This window comes from Nocardia sp. NPDC049526, from assembly GCF_044465765.1.
GTDB lineage: Bacteria > Actinomycetota > Actinomycetes > Mycobacteriales > Mycobacteriaceae > Nocardia.
Genome location: NZ_JBITMA010000002.1, coordinates 41,275 through 59,981, shown reverse-complemented (window position 1 = coordinate 59,981; position 18,707 = coordinate 41,275). Strand labels below are relative to the sequence as shown.

The 18,707-nt window shown below is 66.0% G+C and carries 14 protein-coding genes and 1 pseudogene; 6 read left to right on the top strand and 9 right to left on the bottom strand.

The genetic code is table 11. The annotated features are described in order from the left end of the window. Nucleotides 1-7: 7 nt before the first annotated feature. The 7 genes and pseudogenes from ACIBW7_RS05185 to ACIBW7_RS05155 all read right to left on the bottom strand — a co-directional run bounded on the left by ACIBW7_RS05185 (nt 8) and on the right by ACIBW7_RS05155 (nt 4,903). On the bottom strand, nt 8-757 hold the full coding sequence (locus tag ACIBW7_RS05185) for a hypothetical protein (RefSeq protein WP_397044330.1): 750 nt from the start codon (nt 755-757) through the stop codon (nt 8-10). Further along, nucleotides 754-1,497 (bottom strand): hypothetical protein, encoded by a 744-nt coding sequence (locus tag ACIBW7_RS05180; protein WP_397044328.1) that lies wholly within the window; start codon nt 1,495-1,497, stop codon nt 754-756. The genes ACIBW7_RS05185 and ACIBW7_RS05180 overlap by 4 nt, the downstream gene beginning before the upstream one ends. Nucleotides 1,498-1,644: 147 nt before the next feature. Beyond that, a pseudogene (locus tag ACIBW7_RS05175) lies at nt 1,645-2,160 on the bottom strand (hypothetical protein); the annotation flags it as partial. Between the two features lie 79 nt (nt 2,161-2,239). Beyond that, nucleotides 2,240-3,055 carry a sugar phosphate isomerase/epimerase family protein gene (locus ACIBW7_RS05170; protein WP_397044326.1) on the bottom strand — a complete coding sequence of 272 codons (816 nt, stop codon included), beginning with the start codon at nt 3,053-3,055 and terminating at the stop codon, nt 2,240-2,242. A gap of 26 nt (nt 3,056-3,081) precedes the next feature. Further along, a complete protein-coding gene (locus ACIBW7_RS05165) occupies nt 3,082-3,618 on the bottom strand; it encodes a VOC family protein (RefSeq protein ID WP_397044324.1) in 537 nt (178 codons plus the stop codon). A gap of 18 nt (nt 3,619-3,636) precedes the next feature. Further along, nucleotides 3,637-4,602 carry an LLM class flavin-dependent oxidoreductase gene (locus ACIBW7_RS05160; protein WP_397044322.1) on the bottom strand — a complete coding sequence of 322 codons (966 nt, stop codon included), beginning with the start codon at nt 4,600-4,602 and terminating at the stop codon, nt 3,637-3,639. Next, nucleotides 4,595-4,903: a DUF1330 domain-containing protein gene (locus ACIBW7_RS05155; RefSeq protein ID WP_397044321.1), complete on the bottom strand. Its 309-nt coding sequence runs from the start codon at nt 4,901-4,903 to the stop codon at nt 4,595-4,597. Before ACIBW7_RS05155 ends, ACIBW7_RS05160 begins: the two co-directional genes overlap by 8 nt. A 457-nt stretch (nt 4,904-5,360) precedes the next feature. Here ACIBW7_RS05155 and ACIBW7_RS05150 point away from each other — a divergent pair, with 457 nt between their 5' ends. From ACIBW7_RS05150 to ACIBW7_RS05140, 3 genes are all read left to right on the top strand, one after another. After that, entirely contained in the window at nt 5,361-6,638 is a 1,278-nt protein-coding gene (locus ACIBW7_RS05150) for a lipase family protein (protein WP_397044318.1), read from the top strand. Between the two features lie 257 nt (nt 6,639-6,895). Then, nucleotides 6,896-7,522 carry a hypothetical protein gene (locus ACIBW7_RS05145; RefSeq protein ID WP_397044316.1) on the top strand — a complete coding sequence of 209 codons (627 nt, stop codon included), beginning with the start codon at nt 6,896-6,898 and terminating at the stop codon, nt 7,520-7,522. Then, nucleotides 7,519-9,048 (top strand): hypothetical protein, encoded by a 1,530-nt coding sequence (locus tag ACIBW7_RS05140; protein WP_397044314.1) that lies wholly within the window; start codon nt 7,519-7,521, stop codon nt 9,046-9,048. Before ACIBW7_RS05145 ends, ACIBW7_RS05140 begins: the two co-directional genes overlap by 4 nt. A 5-nt stretch (nt 9,049-9,053) precedes the next feature. Here ACIBW7_RS05140 and ACIBW7_RS05135 read toward each other — a convergent pair whose 3' ends face one another. Next, nucleotides 9,054-9,425, bottom strand: a complete 372-nt coding sequence (locus tag ACIBW7_RS05135) for a hypothetical protein (protein WP_397044312.1) — start codon at nt 9,423-9,425, stop codon at nt 9,054-9,056. A 340-nt stretch (nt 9,426-9,765) separates the two neighbouring features. Here ACIBW7_RS05135 and ACIBW7_RS05130 point away from each other — a divergent pair, with 340 nt between their 5' ends. The 3 genes from ACIBW7_RS05130 to ACIBW7_RS05120 all read left to right on the top strand — a co-directional run bounded on the left by ACIBW7_RS05130 (nt 9,766) and on the right by ACIBW7_RS05120 (nt 17,209). Then, the gene (locus tag ACIBW7_RS05130) at nt 9,766-15,228 is read left to right on the top strand and encodes a carboxyl transferase domain-containing protein (protein ID WP_397044310.1); all 5,463 of its coding nucleotides are present in this window, start codon (nt 9,766-9,768) and stop codon (nt 15,226-15,228) included. A 195-nt stretch (nt 15,229-15,423) separates the two neighbouring features. Further along, a complete protein-coding gene (locus tag ACIBW7_RS05125; RefSeq protein WP_397044308.1) occupies nt 15,424-16,065 on the top strand; it encodes a cutinase family protein in 642 nt (213 codons plus the stop codon). A 79-nt stretch (nt 16,066-16,144) separates the two neighbouring features. Then, nucleotides 16,145-17,209 (top strand): sulfite oxidase, encoded by a 1,065-nt coding sequence (locus ACIBW7_RS05120; protein ID WP_397044307.1) that lies wholly within the window; start codon nt 16,145-16,147, stop codon nt 17,207-17,209. Here ACIBW7_RS05120 and ACIBW7_RS05115 read toward each other — a convergent pair. Further along, a complete protein-coding gene (locus tag ACIBW7_RS05115) occupies nt 17,182-18,369 on the bottom strand; it encodes an NAD(P)/FAD-dependent oxidoreductase (protein WP_397044306.1) in 1,188 nt (395 codons plus the stop codon). The two genes, ACIBW7_RS05120 and ACIBW7_RS05115, sit on opposite strands and share 28 nt — an antisense overlap. Nucleotides 18,370-18,707: the final 338 nt, after the last annotated feature.

The window sequence follows — 18,707 nt, the reverse complement described above, 5'->3', positions numbered from 1 at the left end:
CGTCGGGTCAGTCTTGCGCCTGTTCATCAGTCGGCTGATTCTTGATCGCGCGGTGGAGCAGGGCGATCATGGATATCTCCCACCCGACGAATATCGCGGTGCCCAGCCAGAAACTGATGGCGCCGTTCCATGCCAGGGTGCCCGATTCGAAGACCCACACCGGGGCGGCGAGGATTTCGGTGACGATCATCCAAATCGATATGTAGGCAAGCCATTTGGGGAAAATGCCGTTGTGGTCGAGGAAGATCGCCAGGGCCAGCACCATGCATTGGGTGGCGAAGCAGCCCAATGAGCCGACGAACGAGAGCAGGCCGAGGTCGTAGAGCATGGCGACGAGCTGCGGGTCGCGGTCGGGGCGGAAGGTGGCCGCCAGGAACGCGAATGCGGCGAACAGGCACCCCGGGATCGCACCGACGGCCAGTGCGGCGATATAGGCGTAGGCGAATACCGGGCTGACCGACATCCGCTTCATCTGGTGGGCGATCAGGCCGTTGGCCAGTCCGGTGAACCCGATCACGGCCATCAGCAGCGCGAACCCGATCCGTATGGTCAGCGAGTGGTCCTGGAAGAATTCGACGATCTGCGCGGTGGTGATATCGGGCCGTGGTGGTGGCATCACCCGGGTGAGCGCGACGAAGATCAGCCCGAATACGTTGTAGAAGATCGGTATCGACCACCAGCAGATCCACAGGTCGGTCTTGCGGTTTCGGGTAGTGCCGGGGGCGATGGCGACCGGTGCCGTACCCGCGGTGGTCATCGCCCGGCCCTTTGTTCGTCGGCTTGGCGCGCGACGGCAGCACGGACGACGAAGAACATCACGGCGAGGTAGAGGCCGAAGGCGACGATCCGCAGCCAGAACGACACCACACCGTTCCAGGCCAGCGGGCCGCTGCGGAAGATGACCGAGCAGGCCGACGGCGTCATCGCGAGGGCGACGACCAGGCTGAAATGTGCCACCCAGCGCGGGAAGATCGGCCGAGGCTGGTGGTCGAGGTAGATGGCCAGCGCCAGACAGACTCCCTCGGCGACGAGCATGCCGACCGGTGCGGTGAATGTCAGCCAGGCCAGGTCGTTCAACAGTTGGACCAGCTGCGGGTCGCGTTCGGCGCGGAATGCCGCGACAAGCCAGAAGATATCGGCGATCGCGAACAGTGTCGCGCCGGTGACCACGGCGGCCAGGTAGCTGTACGCGAGTACCTGACTCGGCGTTGCCATGCGCTTCATCTGGACGACGATCACCGTGAAGAACGGGATCAGCATGATCCCGCACAGGTTGTATGTGATCATGCTGAACCGGATCATCGCGGTGTGCCGGCGGTAGAAATCGGCTACCTGATCGGCGGTCAGTTCCGGTGACATGGGCGGGAAAAACCCGGGAAATGCCAAGAACGCGATGAGCAGCACGGCCCCGAATCCTGGCAGGAGCCATAGACCGATCCGCTGTGCTGTCACTGTGGTCGCGGCGGGGGCTCGTTCCGGTTCAGCGATGGTCTGCATAACGCCCTTGATTCGAAATGTCTTGCAACCTGGTCGATCCGAGCGACGCGGCGGTCCGGCCCGAATCTCCCGGCCGATCGGCTATCGCATGAGACTAGCCGATGGGATAACTTAATTCTCCAAATTCGATAATGGTATTTTCGCCGACGGCACGCCCGCGCCGACGAGCAGCTTGCGAGTTTCGTTGACCTTCAAGCTTTCCCATGTGCCGGCCAGCATCGCCGGTTCGGTCAAGGTTTCGGTCAGCACCGGCGCGGTGGGATCGGCGACGTCGAGCACCTGGACACCTTGTTCGGGCCCCAGCAGGTTGCCCGGGAAGAACGTACCGACGTAGACGCAGTGGTCGAAGCTGACCGAGGAGATACCCCCGCCGCGCCCTGCGTAATTGCCGACCTGCGACATATTGCAGCGGTAGCCGAGGGTGCTGCGGCCGCTGTTCCGGTCGGCGGCGGGTACGTCGCCCTGGTGTCCGGATTCCGGGTCGGAGCCGGGGCCGCAGTCGGCGCGGGCGACGGCGATATCGGTGAGCGCGGAGATTTCTCGAACACTGCCGGTTATATCCGACTGCGTTTGGGCGGCAAGGGTTCCGGTCGGCAGCAGCAGTGCCGTGGCCGCGACCGTCACCAGCGAACGCCGAGCCAGGGGGAGCAACGATGATGTCATGGTGGCCCTCGGGGAAGAGGGTTGCCATCCGGAGTCAAGACCCGTGCTGCTCATACCCCCGGATTTCGCGGCAGGCCGCTTACCGCAGCTGATCCAGCAGTGCACGAGTTGCTTCGATGGCCGGCCGGATGCGGTCGGCATGACCGATGCCGTCGCGCGCCTTGGCCAGTTGCGGAATCTCGAGACTGACCACGGTGCTGGGCGGAATCAGGGAGAGGATCGCCGCCAGCGGCAGTTCGCCGGCGCCCGGTGCCAGCCGCTCCGTCATCGATTCCTCCAGGTAATCCGGGATGGCCGGATAGCGAGGAACGTCGCAGATCTGAACGTAGCCAATGAGATTCGGATCCAGTTCGGCCAGGTCACTCGGGGTGGCACCGGACCGGATCAGATGCATCGTATCGATCAGCAACCGGAAGTCGGGACGTCCGACGTGGCGCACGGCCGCCAGAGCCGTCGGGAGATCGGCAACCGTCAGTGCAGGCGCGAATTCGGTGGTGGTCTCGATGCCTGCCTGCGCCGCCATTTCCGCCATGATCGCGAACTGGTCGAATGTGCGCCCGAGGTCCGGATCCAGGCTGACCACATTTATCCGCCGCCCGCCCAGTTCGTGTAGCGCCTCGATCTCGGGTGCGCGATCGCGTGCCTCGACTCCCGGCCGGACGATGAAACCTTCGCCCAGCGAAATCGTGACACCGCGGTTCCGCAGGGCAGCGCCCATCTCACGGCGCAGCTTCGTATCGGTCGAGAGTGAAAAGTGTGGATAGCCGAGCGGGCTGTTCCCGGTGCTCTGCAGTGACGTCGATATGTTCTGGACGCCTAGATCCGCTGCCAGGTCGACGAATTCGATCCGTGGCAGGCCGAAGACGCTGAGATGTTCTATGCCGATGCGCTCCATGCGCTTCCCCGTTTCGAAACCGCTGGTCAGTCGGCGTTCTCACCCGCGAGGAAGCGCTGCCGGACCGCATGATCCGTACGCTGGCCGCCGGGCGTATCCGCGCCATATCGGGTGATCTCCGCGGCGAGATCGAGCGGCATGGTCGGCGCGGTCATACCTCGCAACTCCTGTTCGATCGCGGCATCCGGCACCAACCAGCACACCTCGAATTCGATGCCGTCGGGGTCGGCTCCGTACAGCGACTTGGTGACCGCATGATTCGAGGCTCCGGTCAGGGCGTCCGCCGCCCGCAGTGCATCCCTGATCCGCCCCAACTCGCGCAGCGTGTCCACCTCCCAGGCCAGGTGGTAGAGCCCGACCTTTCCGGTGCGATGTGCGACCACCGGTTCGGCGGATCGGAACAAACCCAGGTCATGGTCGTTGGCCGAACCGGCCGCCTGTAGGAAGACCCCACCCGGAATTGCGCCGATCTGTCGGAAGCCGAGGACCTCGCGGTAGAACGTGGCCGAGCGCTCCACATCGGAGACGAACAGAACGGCATGGTTCAGGCGCTGGACTGGCACGAAAGTTACTCCGTTTCCTCAGTGCTCGACCGATGCGAAGGCCCGCAATTCGCGGACTACATCGGGACCGGTCGGCATGTACACGACCTCGCGGTACCCCGCTGCGGCCAGGTTCGCTACTGCCGCAGCGATTTCCGAGCGGTCGCCGACCATCGTGGCGACATCGATGTGGTCGAGCAACAAGTGATCGCGGTCGGAAAGGTGGGTGAAGTGACCCTCGAATGCCCGCGGACGCCGCTCGTCTTCCGGCGTCTCGGATTCGAGCTTCTCACGCCACGCGCTACCACCGGGCATCGCGTCGACAGCCGCCGCACCACCGGCGGCATAGGCTACATGCCAGTCGACGACCCGGCACGGCCCGATCGCCTCGCGCACTCGACTCGATCCGTGGTCTTCGCCGGTCTCGAGCACGGTGCCGGAGACGGTGGCGGCGGTGGGCAAGGTGGGATGGACCGGTCCGATGACACCGTCGGCCACCGAGGTTGCCAGCTCGGCGCCGCGCGGGCCGAAAGCGCTCAGCCACAACGGCGTATCGATCGGACGCGGCGCGGCCAGTCCGGTGGTATGCAGCATCCGGGCCGGTTGACCGTCGATGACAGCGGTTTCGCCCGCGAGCAGGGTGCGTACGGCCGTGACGTATTCCGCCAAGGCGCGCAAGGTCATCGGTCGCTGGCCCATCGCTGATCTGGCGGTGAATCCGGTTCCGAAACACGCGCGGAATCGGCCGCTGGACAGGCGTGTGATGGTCGCGATCGCGCTCGCCATCGCCATTTCCGAACGCTCGGTCGGAATCAGCACGGCGGTGCCGAGACCGATCCGGCTGGTCCGCTGCGCCGCCAACGCCAGATGAACGAACGGGTCCTCCCACAGCGGCGCGGAACTGTAGATCCATACCCGGGCATAGCCGAGAGATTCCGCCAGTGCCGCCAGATCCGCGAACTCCGGACCCGGCGGCAACGCGCAGGAGAGTTCGATCTCACTCATGCGGCGGTATTTCGAAACCTGCGACTATGACCGCGTTGGCGTCGGCGGCTGCGTGCCGCAACGGCTTTGCTCGCGCGTAGGTCTCCGACTCGTACCAAGCACGCGCAGCCTCCACTGAAGGAAACTCCATCACGACCGTCCGATCACCATGCCAGGAACCTTCGAGGACCTCTGGATTGCCATCGACAACCAGCGGTACCGCGCCGAATTCCGCCATCGACGGCCCCGCCGCGCGCCCGTACTCGTCCATGCCCGACGGATCCCGAATTGCCTCGGTCAGGATCACGTATCCCTTCGGCATCAGTTCATCCCTTCGACCGTCTGTCGATCAGTAGGCGGCGCTGCTGTGCGCCCTCCGGGCGAACGCTGCATGGACCGGCTGGCCCGCAACCTTCATACCAACGGTTGGATGGCCTATCTCTGACCAACTTCCGCTGAGTGGAAAGGTCGGGATCGAACGCCGGGGAGTCGATGACGAAGCTGTGGTAACTTGGTTACCGCCAATAACCGGGTTACTCGAAAGACTCGAGCGCCGCACGCAACTCGTGCGGCGCTCGCCCGGACCGCGACTCAGGTCGAGGCGTCGACATCATCGACGCGACCTATCGTGTCCGATTCGTGTGGGGCACAACTCCTTTCATTGCATATACACGCGCGGTTCGTGCGCGTAGGAGCCCTGTAGAGAAAGAAGAATGATGTCAGGACAACGGCACTGGTCCGCATCGAAGCGGCGGCGGCCGAACAGGTTTCGGCATGTGATGGCAGCCGTGAGCACGCTGAGCCTGGCCGCTGTGGTCGCCTGCGTCGGGCCGGGGCAAGCCTCGGCCGACCCGGTGAACGATTTCTACGTTCCCCCTGCACAACTCGACGCGACGCGCGGAGCCGTTATCAAGACGGTCGATACCTCGGTGTACCTGGCGCAGCCGACGGACGACAGCAAGTGGCCGATACCGGCGAAACAGGTCATGTACACAACGCGGACCGAGGACGACGTCCCGGTCGCGGCCACCGGCATCTTCATCGATACCGACCAGCCCTGGCGCGGGTCCGGTCCGCGGCCGACCGTCATCATCGCCCCCGGCACAACGGGGCAAGGCGATCAGTGCGCGATGTCGCTGGCCTTCTCCACCGGGGTCTACGCCCGAGTCACGCCGCCGGCGCTGTCGGTCAATCAGGAGGCGCTCGCGGCAATGGCGTGGAATTCCTTGGGCGCGCGCGTTTTCGTGACCGACTACATCGGCATGGGCACACCTGGCATCCATACCTACGTCAACCGCATCGAGGAGGCGCACGCCGTCCTCGACGGGGCCCGCGCGGCGAATGCGCTGTCCGGCAGCGGAATCGACACCCCGCTGGCGTTCTGGGGCTATTCGCAGGGCGGCGGGGCGACTGCCGCGGCCGCCGAGATGCAGTCCGGCTACGCTCCCGAATTGAATCTGAAAGGCACCTGGGCCGGTGCGCCGACAGCGGATCTCTCCGAGATATTGCGGCAGGTCGACGGGGTGCTCATCAGCGGCGTGACCGTATTCGCCGTCAACGGCCTCCTCGCCCGCCATCCGGACTTGCAGCCGCAACTCGACGCGCGCACCACGCCCGAGGGCAAGGCGCTGCTGCGCGAGCTGGCCGACGAGTGCATCGCCGATGTCATCTTCCTGCACCCGTTCATGCGGTCCGCCGACTTCACCGTCGACCACCGCACGATGTCGGATCATCTGCGCGAGATCCCGCAACTCGTCGGCATTCTGGACCGACTGCGCATCGGCTCACTGAAGCCGACCAGTCCGGTGTTCATCACCAGCGGCCGCAATGACGACACCGTCCCCTACGGTCAGGCCAGGCAACTGGCGACCGACTGGTGCGGCCACGGCGCGACCGTCACCTTCCGTACCAACGAGCTGCCGCCCATCCTGTCCGGGACCACCATCCCGAACCACTTCGGTCCGGAGCTGATCGACGGCTACGGAACCAACAACGCGATCGGCTATCTCGTCGACCGGTTGAACGGATTACCCGTGACGGGATGCGCCATCGACTGAAAGCCTCGGCCGGCTTCCTGACGCGGTGGCCGATCCCGCCGCGATGCCGGTCCAACTGGCCCGACTCGACGGATGCAACCTGCGTGTCACCGACCCTCCGGAACCGGAAACACTGCGCGCCCTTGATGAATCACCGAAGTCGCCCACCGGTACCTCGCCTGAGGGCATCTCGACGCTCGCATCATGACAGATTGACAATGAGTGTAGCGATGTAACACACTCTCGGGGTTTGCGGTCATCGGAAGAGAGGCTGGCCAGTGACCGATAATGCCCGTGCTGCGCTGGAGTTGGTTCGTGATTCGAGCCAGTTCAAGTGGTATGTGATCCCGCTACTGCTGATCGTGCTCTACGTGTATGCCACCGAGGTGGAGCGCCGGAACTGGAACGTGCTGTTCGGTGGGCTGGCGCTCTGGGGGATGGACTGGTTCAACGAGATCTGGAACGCCGTGGTCTTCCACGTCACCGATCGCGCTCCGGTGTGGGGCGCGACGGGGCCGACCGCCTATCAGATCCTGATCGGGCTCAATATCGAGATCTGCTTCATGTTCGCGATCATGGGCGTCGCGGCCGCGAAGCTGTTGCCACCGCGCGAGATACGCGTGTTCGGGCTGCCCAACCGGCCGGTGCTGGTGGCGGTGAACGCGGCCCTGGCCGTTGGCGTCGAGATCGTGCTCAACAAGATCGGCGTGTTGACCTGGGACTGGTCCTGGTGGCAGGCGGCCTTCCCGCCGCTGATCTGGCTGGTCGGCTACGTACCGTTCTTCGCGGCCTGCTTCTGGGTGCACGATCTGCCCACGGTGCGCGCCAAGGCCGTCGTCGTCGGCGCGATCCTCGGAGTCGACGCGATGGCTCTCATTGTCTTCGGCTCACTGGGATGGTTGTGAAAACTCTCGTTCGATTCGCGCTCCCCACCGCGCTCACGCTCGTATTCACCGGGCTCACCACGTATTCCGCGACTGCCGAACACACGCCATGTGTCTTGGTCGGCACAGTGGGAACTCCCGAGATCGGAAGCGACCAGTCCGGCGCTGGCCTGGAAGGGCTACCGCCCGCCGACATCGCACTGCCCGCACAGGTGTATCTGCGCACCACCGCCGAATCGTTCAACCGCCGCTGGTCCTTCGCCGTCCGCGACGGAGGCATCTTCGTGAAAGACGCCGCAGCACAGGGGGATTGGCACATACTCCCACTCCCGGGTTGCATGGAGGGCCGTATCGCCGGGGTGTCGGCGGACGACGACGAGGTGCTGGCGATCGACCGCGACCGCCGATTCTTCACCATGGACCACGCCCTGAGCGCACCGCGAGACTGGAACTGGAGCAGCCGATATGGCACTCCGCTGTGGACCGGGCCCGGCAACGACCTACCCGCCGACGCGCTCGCTTGGACCTGGTCGGTGCTGTCTCCGAACGAAGACCACACCTGGCGCGACACCGCGGGCAACAACCATCCGGTCGGCGGCGCGAAGGTCTCGCACGTATTCGCGCTGACCGACGGCGGCAGCCGGATCCGCTACATCGACCCGTGGCTGCCTGTTGATCACAGCTACGAGATGGCTACCCCGCACGGTGGGCGCTTCCAGGCGGTCGCGCTGTCCACCAGCGCGTCGACAACGCTGATCGTCAACCGGTTCGGCGACCTGTACACCCGCCTCTACGACTTCGATATCTCCGGCGCGGACAAGCTGTTCTTCCGCTATTCCTACGAAGATCAAAGCACTGTGCCAGAAGCCCCTGACATGCTCTCGGAACGGGTGGACCCGGGGTACGCCGCCATCCAACTGCCCGCGCCCGACTGGGTGCGTCAGCCGAAGGTCCCCGGCGAGATCACCGACCGGGTCTCCATCCACAAGACCGGCCCCGGATCGGACGCCCGCGAACTACGCATCGAAGGCCGTGACAACGGCCGATCTGGTTACTGGACAAAGCAGCTCACCGCCGAGCAGTGGTCCTTCATCCCCACCGGCCGGCCCCTCGCCGGACAGCTGCTGGAGAACACCGCCGCCGATCGGACCCGCGACACCCTGGCGGCACCATCGCCTTATTCATACACGGGCCGTTCGGACCGTGGCTGGACGATCACGATCGACTCCTTCGATATCGCGGTGACGCCTACGCCCCTGCGTCTCGATTTCGGCGGCGATGTCGAGCTCGACCTGATCCTGCACACCGTCGACGGACTGCGCCAGCTGCCGCAGCAGCGGGGGATCAGCGATCAGCCGCGACACCTCGACGGCACCGTGGAGGTGCCGCCCGAAATACTGAACAGCCTTGCGGACCAACCCGAACCGATCCGGCACTTCATCACCGAGCAACTGGGCGGACGTCGGTTCACCGACACCGACGTCACGGTGACCACGCAGTCGTTCGGTGTCGCCGGACTCGGATCGGTGCTACCGCGCGCCCGATAACCGCATCACGGGCCGGGCGTCGTCTCGGAGTCCATGCTCGCGGCGTTGAGGTTCTCGGCAGCGAAACGAGCGATCGTGCAGGCCTGGCGCGTAAGCGCTTCCGGGTGCGCAGTCCGCTGCGCCAGCGTGGCACGGATCCGATCCAATGACGCCGTGGCATCGCCGGTCGCTCGGCGGAGCACGGTGTAGCGGTGGTCGAGTTCGCGGTAGGCGAGGTCGATGTCGTGGTAGCGCCGGCGCAGGTCGGCCATATGGTTGAGCAGGTCGGCCACCTCACGTGTGGTCAGGGTGAGGCTCGGGTGCTCCTCGCCGGAGAGGATCGCCTCGCCCGCGACCTCGGCGCAGCGCGCGTGCAGTACATCGAGAATGTCGGCCACACAAATCACCTCCCACACTGCGCTCGAACCCGAGAGAAAAGGTTGCAGGTCAACGCATCTGACGATGGTCGGGCGCGAATCGACGCTGTCTCTCGATTGATTGCTTTGATCGATACGCGACTCGGCTGCGACTCGATCACGGGTACGGTACTGGAATCCTGCCGACCGAGGAATTCCGCCACTAGTGTCATAGACATAAATGAGGAATTTCCTACGATACGCGCGGGTAACCACCTGACGCTGTGTACTTGGGCGCAGTAGGAGTGCAAACTACGCCGGACCGGCAGTCGCAAACCGTCGCCCGACCGGGCCAGTGCTGTGGAGTGGAAGGAGTTGGCGCGTGTTCAGCCGCATCGCCATCGTGAACCGGGGAGAGGCCGCTATGCGCCTCATCCATGCCGTCCGAGATCTGGCCGCGGAGACCGGGCGACCGATCGAAACCGTTGCTTTGCACACCGATGTCGACCGGAACGCGACATTCGTGCGCGAGGCCGACATCGCCTATGACCTCGGTCCGGCGTCCGCGCGCCCGTATCTGGATCTGAAGGCGCTCGAGCGCGCTCTGGTGACGACCAAGGCCGACGCCGCGTGGGTCGGTTGGGGTTTCGTCGCCGAGGATCCGGCGTTCGCCGAGCTGTGCGAGCAGATCGGCGTCACATTCATCGGCCCCAGTCCGGAGGCCATGCGCAAGCTCGGCGACAAGATCGGTGCGAAGCTGATCGCGGAGGAAGTCGGCGTGCCGGTCGCGCCGTGGAGCCGCGGCGCTGTCGAGACCGTGGACGCCGCCATCGCGGCCGCCGCCGACATCGGCTACCCGCTGATGCTGAAGGCGACCGCCGGTGGCGGCGGCCGGGGTATCCGGGTCATCACGAACGAGGCCGAGCTCGTCGATGCCTACGAGCGCACCCGTCAGGAAGCCGCGCGCGCGTTCGGCAGCGGCGTGGTCTTCCTGGAACGGCTGGTGACCGGCGCCCGGCACGTCGAGGTCCAGGTGATCGCCGACGGCCAGGGCACCGCGTGGGCGCTCGGCGTCCGCGACTGCTCGGTGCAGCGGCGCAATCAGAAGGTCATCGAGGAGTCGGCGTCTCCGGTGCTGCGCCCCGAGCAGGCAGCCGAACTCAAGGCGTCGGCCGAGCGGTTGGCCATCGCGGTCGAGTATCGCGGTGCTGCGACCGTGGAGTTCCTGTACCACCCAGGTGACGAACTGTTCGCATTCCTCGAGGTCAATACCCGACTGCAGGTCGAACATCCGATCACCGAGTACACCACCGGTTTCGACCTGGTTCGGGCGCAGCTGCTGGTGGCATCGGGCGGCAAGCTCGAGGGCGAACCTCCGGCCGAGCGTGGGCACGCGATCGAGGCCCGGCTCAACGCGGAGGATCCGGACCGCGACTTCGCGCCCGCTCCGGGCCGCATCGCCCGGCTGGATCTGCCCGCCGGGCCGGGCATTCGAGTCGACACCGGTGTCAGCGAGGGCGACACGATTCCCGCCGACTTCGACTCGATGATCGCCAAGATCATCGCCTACGGACGAGACCGCGAGCAAGCGCTGGGCCGGCTGCGCCGGGCAATGGCGCAGACCCGGGTCGTCATCGAGGGCGGCGCGACGAACAAGAGCTTCGTGCTCGATCTGCTGAACCAGCCCGAGGTGATCGACGCCAGCGCGGACACCGGCTGGATCGACCGTGTTCGTGCCGAGGGACGCCTGGTATCGCATCAACACTCCGCGGTCGCGGTGGCCGTCGCCGCCATCGATGCCTATGAAGAGGACGAGCGGGTCGAGCGGCACCGGCTGTTGTCAACGGCGGCCGGTGGACGGCCCCAGGTGCAGCACCAGAGCGGTCGCCCGCACGACCTGAAGTTGCGTGGCGTCGGATACCGGGTGCGCGTGGCACGGATCGGTGCGCACCGGTTCCGCGTCGGCATCGAAGCGGGTGGCGAGATGCGTGCCGCCGACATTGATCTCGAGCGCTTCGACCGCCACACCGGGCAGATCGTGGTCAACGGCGTCCGCTACCGAGTGATCACCGGCACGCATGGGCCGATCCATCTGGTCGATGTCGACGGTGTGACGCATCGGATCAGCCGTGACGAGGGTGGCGTCGTCCGCTCGCCCGCCCCCGCGCTGGTCGTTGCCACGCCGCTGGAGGTCGGTGCCGAGGTCGAGGCGGGCGCACCGGTGCTGGTACTCGAGAGCATGAAGATGGAAACGGTGCTGCGCGCGCCGTTCCGGGCTCGGTTGAAGGAATGCGCTGTTACCGTCGGCACCCAGGTCGAGACCGGCGCGCCGCTGTTGCGGCTGGAGCCGCTCGTCGAGGACGACGACGCCGCGGACGCCGAGGAGGTCGCGGCGGTCGAACTGGACCTGCCCGACGAGCCCGCAGCGGACCGGCCGCACGAGGGCATGGCCCGCAGCCTGCAGGACCTGCGCAGCTTGCTGCTCGGCTTCGACGTCGACCCGCACAACGAGCGCCGCGTGCTCGACCACTACCTCGCCGTGCGCCGGGCGGCCATCGCGGACAACCGCAGGCCTCTCGCCGACGAGATCGAACTCGTGCAGGTGTTCTCCGACCTGTCCGAACTGAGCCACAACCGGTCGTGGGACGAGGACGGCCTCCAGGGCCACGTTCACAGTGCCCGCGAGTACTTCCACACCTACCTGCAGAGCCTCGATGTCGAGCGGGCCGGGTTGCCGGAGTCGTACCAGGCCAAGCTTGCCAAGGCGCTCGGGCATTACGGCGTCACCGAACTGGATCGTTCCCCGGAGCTCGAAGCCGCCGTCTTCCGGATCTTCCTCGCCCAGCAGCGGCCGTCCGACACCGTCACGGTCATCACTACCTTGCTGCGCGAGTGGCTGGGCGAGCCGGTGCCGGACCGGGCGCTGCGCGAGCCGGTCGGTCTGGCGCTGGAGCGGCTGGTGGCCGCGACGCAGGTGCGCTTCCCCGTGATTTCCGACCTCACCCGCGGTCTGGTGTACTCCTGGTTCGGCCAGCCGCTGTTGCGGCGCAACCGTGCTCGCGTCTACACCAATGTTCGTAAACAGCTGAGCCACCTCGACGCGCACCCGGAAACGCCCGATCGCGCCGAGCGCATCTCCGAGATGGTGCGCAGCACCGAGCCGCTGGTGCGGCTGCTCGGTCAGCGGTTGGTGCGCGGCAGTGCCGACAACACCGCCATGCTCGAGGTGCTGACCCGTCGGTACTACGGCAACAAAGGTCTGGCCGGTGTGCACACCCGCGAGGTCGGCGGGTGCACCTTCGTGATCGCCGAGCGCCGGGGCCTGAGCCTGGTATCGGCGGCGGTGAGTTTCGACGCGCTCGACACCGTGCTGCGTGGTCTCACCGAACTGGCGAGCGTGGCCGCGTCCATCGAGGTGGACATCTACCTGAGCTGGGAGAAGCAGCCGGAGGACTTCGACGCTATGGCGGCAGCACTGCAGGAAGTGCTGAGTGCTCGGCGGTTGCCGAACCAGATCCACCGGATAACCGCCACCGTTGCGGGCAGCGGCGGTGCGGTGATGCACCACCACTTCACCTTCCGCCCGTCCGCCACCGGCATGGCCGAGGAGCGGTTGATCCGCAGCCTGCATCCGTACATCGCGGAGCGGATGCAGATGAAGCGGCTGCGCAAGTTCGACCTCACCCGGCTCCCGTCCTCGGACGAGGAGATCTACCTGTTCCGGTGCATTGCGAAGGACAACGCGTCCGACGAGCGTCTCGTCGCATTCGCGCAGGTGCGTGACCTGGCCGCGCTGCGCGAGCACGACGGTCGGCTGTTGGCGCTGCCGACGGCCGAGAGCACCATCGCTTCCTGCCTCGACTCGATCCGCCGGGCGCAGTCGCAGCGGCCGTCGGCCAAGCGGTTCCACACCAACCGCATCGTGATGTACATCTGGCCACCGGTCGAGATGACCCGCGTTGAGCTGGAGACGATCATCGATCGGGTGCGGCCGACGACCGCGGGCGCCGGGCTGGAGGAGATCCTGCTCATCGCACGGCATCGGGACCGGAAGTCCGGTGAGTTGATCAAGGTCGCCGTGCGCATCTCGTTCGATGCCACGGGCGGCGCCGAGGTGACCATCGGTGAGCGGTCCGACGAGGTGGTCGAGCCGATCGACGAGTACCGGCAGAAGGTGCTGCGGGCCAGTAGCCGCAACACCGTGTACCCGTATGAACTGACCGGTCTGCTCGGCGAGTTCGCCGAGTACGACCTCGACGCCGATCACACGCTCGTGCCGGTCGACCGGCCCAAGGGACGCAACAAAGCCGCGATCGTCGCGGGTGTGGTCACCACGCCGACCGAGCAGTATCCGGACGGCATCACCAGGGTGGTGCTGCTCGGTGATCCGACGAAATCGCTCGGCGCGCTCTCGGAACCGGAGTGCCGTCGCGTGATCGCCGCGATGGACCTGGCCGAACAGATGCAGGTGCCGCTGGAGTGGTACGCGCTGTCCTCCGGCGCCCGGATCTCGATGCAGTCCGGCACCGAGAACATGGACTGGGTGGCGGCGGCGCTCAAGCGGATCGTCGAATTCACCCAGGACGGCGGCGAGATCAACATCGTGGTCTCGGGCATCAACGTCGGCGCGCAGCCGTACTGGAACGCCGAGGCCACCATGCTCATGCACACCAAGGGCATCCTGGTGATGACGCCGGACTCGGCGATGGTGCTCACCGGCAAGCAGGCGCTGGACTTCTCCGGTGGTGTGTCGGCCGAGGACAACTTCGGTATCGGCGGCTACGACCGGGTGATGGGCCCGAACGGACAGGCGCAGTACTGGGCGCCGAACCTGCACGCCGCGCGGGACGTGCTGATGTCGCACTACGACCACACCTACGTGGCGCCCGGCGAGCAGTCACCGCGGCGGTCGCAGACCAGCGACCCGATCGATCGCGACGTCTCCGACTTCCCGCATGTCGTTGCGGGCAGTGACTTCACCACGGTGGGCGAGATCTTCTCCGCTACGGCGAACCCGGACCGCAAGAAGCCGTTCGACATCCGGACCGTGATGCGGGCGGTGGCCGATCAGGACCACCCGGTGCTGGAACGCTGGGCGGGGATGGCCGACGCCGAGACGGCCGTGGTGCAGGACGCGCGGCTCGGCGGTATTCCGGTGTGCCTGCTGGGCATCGAGTCCAGGGGAGTGCCGCGCCGCGGCTACCCGTCCACCGACGGCCCGGACACCTACACGGCGGGCACGTTGTTCCCGCAGTCGTCGAAGAAGGCCGCACGGGCGATCAACGGGGCCAGCGGCAACCGGCCGCTCGTTGTGCTGGCGAACCTGTCGGGCTTCGACGGCTCGCCGGAATCGATGCGGAAGTTGCAGCTCGAGTACGGTGCAGAGATCGGTCGCGCGATCGTGAACTTCGAGGGGCCCATCGTGTTCTGCGTGATCTCGCGCTATCACGGCGGCGCATTCGTGGTGTTCTCGAAGCTGCTCAACCCGAATATGACCGTGCTCGCGCTGGAAGGTTCGTTCGCCTCGGTGCTCGGCGGCGCCCCGGCGGCCGCGGTGGTGTTCGCCGGCGAGGTCGATGCCCGTACGGCAGCCGATCAGCGCGTGCGGGATCTCGAGGCACGTGCCGCGAACGCGCTCGGCGCCGACCGTGCGGCTCTGACGGCGGAACGCGACGAGATCCGGTCGTCGGTTCGCACGGAGAAGCTCGGCGAGGTCGCGGCGGAATTCGACCGCGTGCACAACATTCAGCGCGCCGTCGAGGTCGGTTCGGTCGACGCCATCATCCGCGCCGCCGAATTGCGCCCCCGCATCATCGAAGCGATCGAGGCGGGTCTGCCCGGCTGATCATTCCGGACTCATCTGATTGCTGAAACAGTCGGCCGACTCGGGCATTATCGCTCCCGAGTCGGCCGACTGTCTCGTGCATGTGCCGCGTAGCGGAGTACATTGAGACTTGTCTCTGACAAGTGTCACTCGACGCCTCACAATGACGTGAGGGCTGAGGAAGCACTTCTCACAACGGCGTGAGAGGTGAGGAAAATGGGCGACCGAAAGGTGGTTCTGTTCAAGAAGTGGCCGATGGCATCGGCATTCGCGGTCTCGCTGATCGCGGCGAGTGCCGTGCTCGGTCCGCATGCCGCGGCACAATCGTGTGCCGCGGTGGATCTGGTGGTGGCCAGGGGAACCCAGGAACCGGGGTACCTCGGAACTTTCGTCGGTGATCCGCTGTACGACGCGATGCGGCAGGCATTACCGATGAGCGTGCGTGCGTATTCGGTGAACTACGCCGCGAATCTGACGGATGTGAGCGCGGGTAGCGCCGATCTGGTCGCACATGTCGCTTCGCGAGCCGCGGCCTGCCCAGACGAGCAGTTCATACTCGCCGGCTACTCGCTGGGCGCGGGCGTGGTGCATGCCGCGCTCGGGACCGGTATCGTCGCCGGGCTGCCGGGAGTGGTGCAACTGCCCGGCGATCTCGTCGACCGCGTGGCCGTCGTCCTGCTCTTCGGTGACCCGCTGCGCTCGATCGGGTGGAGCGTTCCCGACCAGTACTCCGACCGCACCGCCGAATTCTGCGCGGCCGGTGACCCGGTCTGTGGCGGCGGAACCGACCCCGGGACGCACGCCCGCTACGGCGATTTCATCGGTGCCGCAGTGGGATTCAGCGCAGCGCATTTGTAGCTCCTGTCGGCACCCGACCGGGCAGTCCTATACTGGCCCCGACAGCCTGTTCCATCTCGATCAGAATCAGCCCGAGCCGATGACCGAACTCGTCTCGCGCGCGCAGGGCGTCCGGTTCGACGAGCTCGCGCTGGCGACGCGCAACCACGGCATGCAACTCGAGGGCATGCGGTACGACATCACGCCCATCGGCATGCACTACCTGCTGATTCATTTCGACATCCCCGAGATCGACGCATCGTCGTGGCGACTTCGGGTTACCGGGAATGTCGAGCGCGAGCTGGAGCTGTCGCTCGACGACATCAGGTCGCGACCGGCGACGACGATTCCGGTCACCCTCGAATGCGCGGGTAACGGACGCACAGCGATGGACCCGCGTAATGTCAGCCAGCCGTGGGGTCTCGAGGCGATCGGCACGGCAGAATGGACCGGCACCGCACTCGGTGGGATTCTCGATGACTGCGGTATCCGAGACGAGGCGGTCGAGGTCGTATTCACGGGGGCCGATCGCGGATTCCAGGACAATGTGGAGCACAACTATCAACGCTCCCTGCGCATCGGCGAATGCCGCAGACCCGAAATTCTGCTGGCCTACGAAATGAACGGCGTACCGCTCCCGCCACAGCACGGCTTTCCATTGCGACTGCTCGTCCCCGGGTGGTACGGCATGACGAGCGTCAAATGGCTGCGGAATATCGAAGTCGTCGACCGGCCCTTTATCGGATTCCAACAGACGGCGGCCTATCGCTACCAACGCGACGCCGATGATCCAGGGCTACCGGTGTCGCGGATCAGGGTGCGTGCGTTGATGATTCCGCCCGGCATTCCCGATTTCCAGAGTCGGCGACGCACGGTCGAGTCCGGTGCCGTCGTTCTCCGCGGCCGTGCGTGGTGCGGAACCTCGGCCGTGGTCCGGGTGGAGGTCGGCGTCGACGACGTCTGGCGGGACGCCGAATTGGATCACAGCGTCGCCGAATTCGCCTGGCGCGGTTGGAGTTACACCTGGGATGCGCGACCGGGCGAGTATCGACTGAGCTGCCGCGCCACCGACGCGGATGGGAATGTGCAACCGGCCGAGCAATTCTGGAACCGTCAGGGCATGGGAAACAACCTGATTCAGGAGTTCCCGGTCACGGTCCGCTGATCGGTGAACCAGCGTCGAATCCGCATGGCGGTGAATTCGGCCTTCTCGGCCGCCAATTCGGTCGAGGGGGCGACGAACGGCGCGACCGGCTTCGGCCCGGAAAGGAAGTCGGCGTCGACCTTGCCGACGAGACCTTCGCCGAATTCGATGAAGCAGGAGCCCTGGCCGAGATACTTTCCGGGCGTGGGTGTTCCGTGCAATTGCGCGGCGATATGCGCTGCGACGGTGCGGGCGGCGTTCTCTGCGAACACCCCTGCGCGCGGCACCGGCGCGTCCGCGCAGTCACCGATGGCGTAGACGCCCGGATACGGGGTGGCGAGGGTTTGCGGGTCGACGTGGACCCAACCGTCGGCGCCGTCGACGGTCAGCCCGGATGCCTCGACGACGGGCGGGACGCAATGGGTCGGGATGCCGATGAACAGGTCATAGGCGAGGTCACCGGTGTGGGTGGCCGCGATATGGTTCTCCGGGTCGAGCGCGTGGACCCGCCGCCCCGGAGAGTAGTCGATCCCACGTTGCGCGAGTGCGTCGACAAGCGCCGCGGAGGTGTCCGCGGAGACCGGGATCGGTGCGTCCATCGGGGTGAGCACGTGTATGCGGGTGCGGTCGCGGATGCCACGACGGGTCAGCAGTTCGTGCAGCAGCATCGCGCCTTCGAAGGGTGCGGGCGGGCACTTGAACGGCACGCTCAATACCGAGATGAGAACGGTGCCACCGTCGAAATGAGCCAGCCGATCGCGCAGTCGGCAAGCTCCCTGGATCGAGTAGTACTCGTGACCGTCCGCTACGAACCCCGGGGTAGCGGCCGGATCGTAATCGGCGCCCAGCGCGACAACCAGAAAGTCCGGGTCGTAGCTGGTGCGGTCGGTGATGACGCGGCGGGTCTGCGGGTCGATCGAAGTGACCTGCTCCTGTCGGAACTCGACCCCGGGAAGGACCAGGTCGCGGTAACTGACGCGCACGGATTCGGGGGTCCGGTCGCGGAACAGGATCTCCAGCTTGGAGAAACCGAACGTGAACCCGGCGTTGCGGTCGACCAGTATTACCCGAACCTCGCCGGGCAGTGACTCGGACAGGCAAGCGGCCAGTTCCAGCCCGCCGAACCCGGCTCCGAGGATCAGCACCGTCGTCGGCGTTCGAACTTTCCCGGGAATGGACATCTTTCCGCTGGCACCTGCCTTCCTATTCGGTCCCGCTCACGGCGGGCCTTCTCACGGCGGGATCAGGTTGTCGGGCCCCGGTTGGCGGACCGGAATCGCCTACCGTGCAAGGGATTTGTCGCAGCATCACATCGGCCGAGCTCTGAAACGTGACGGCGACACCGTGGCAGCGGAACGAATGATGACCGGTTCCTTCTCGACCGTGTTGTCGCGAGGCTCCCGATGGTCCGTCGTTCACGAGCATGTTGATTGCGTTTCCATTGTGCGCGCCCCGGTGGCCGCATGGAACCCGGAACTCGCCTGCGCGCATACTTGCAGCAAATTGCTGTGGCACCGTT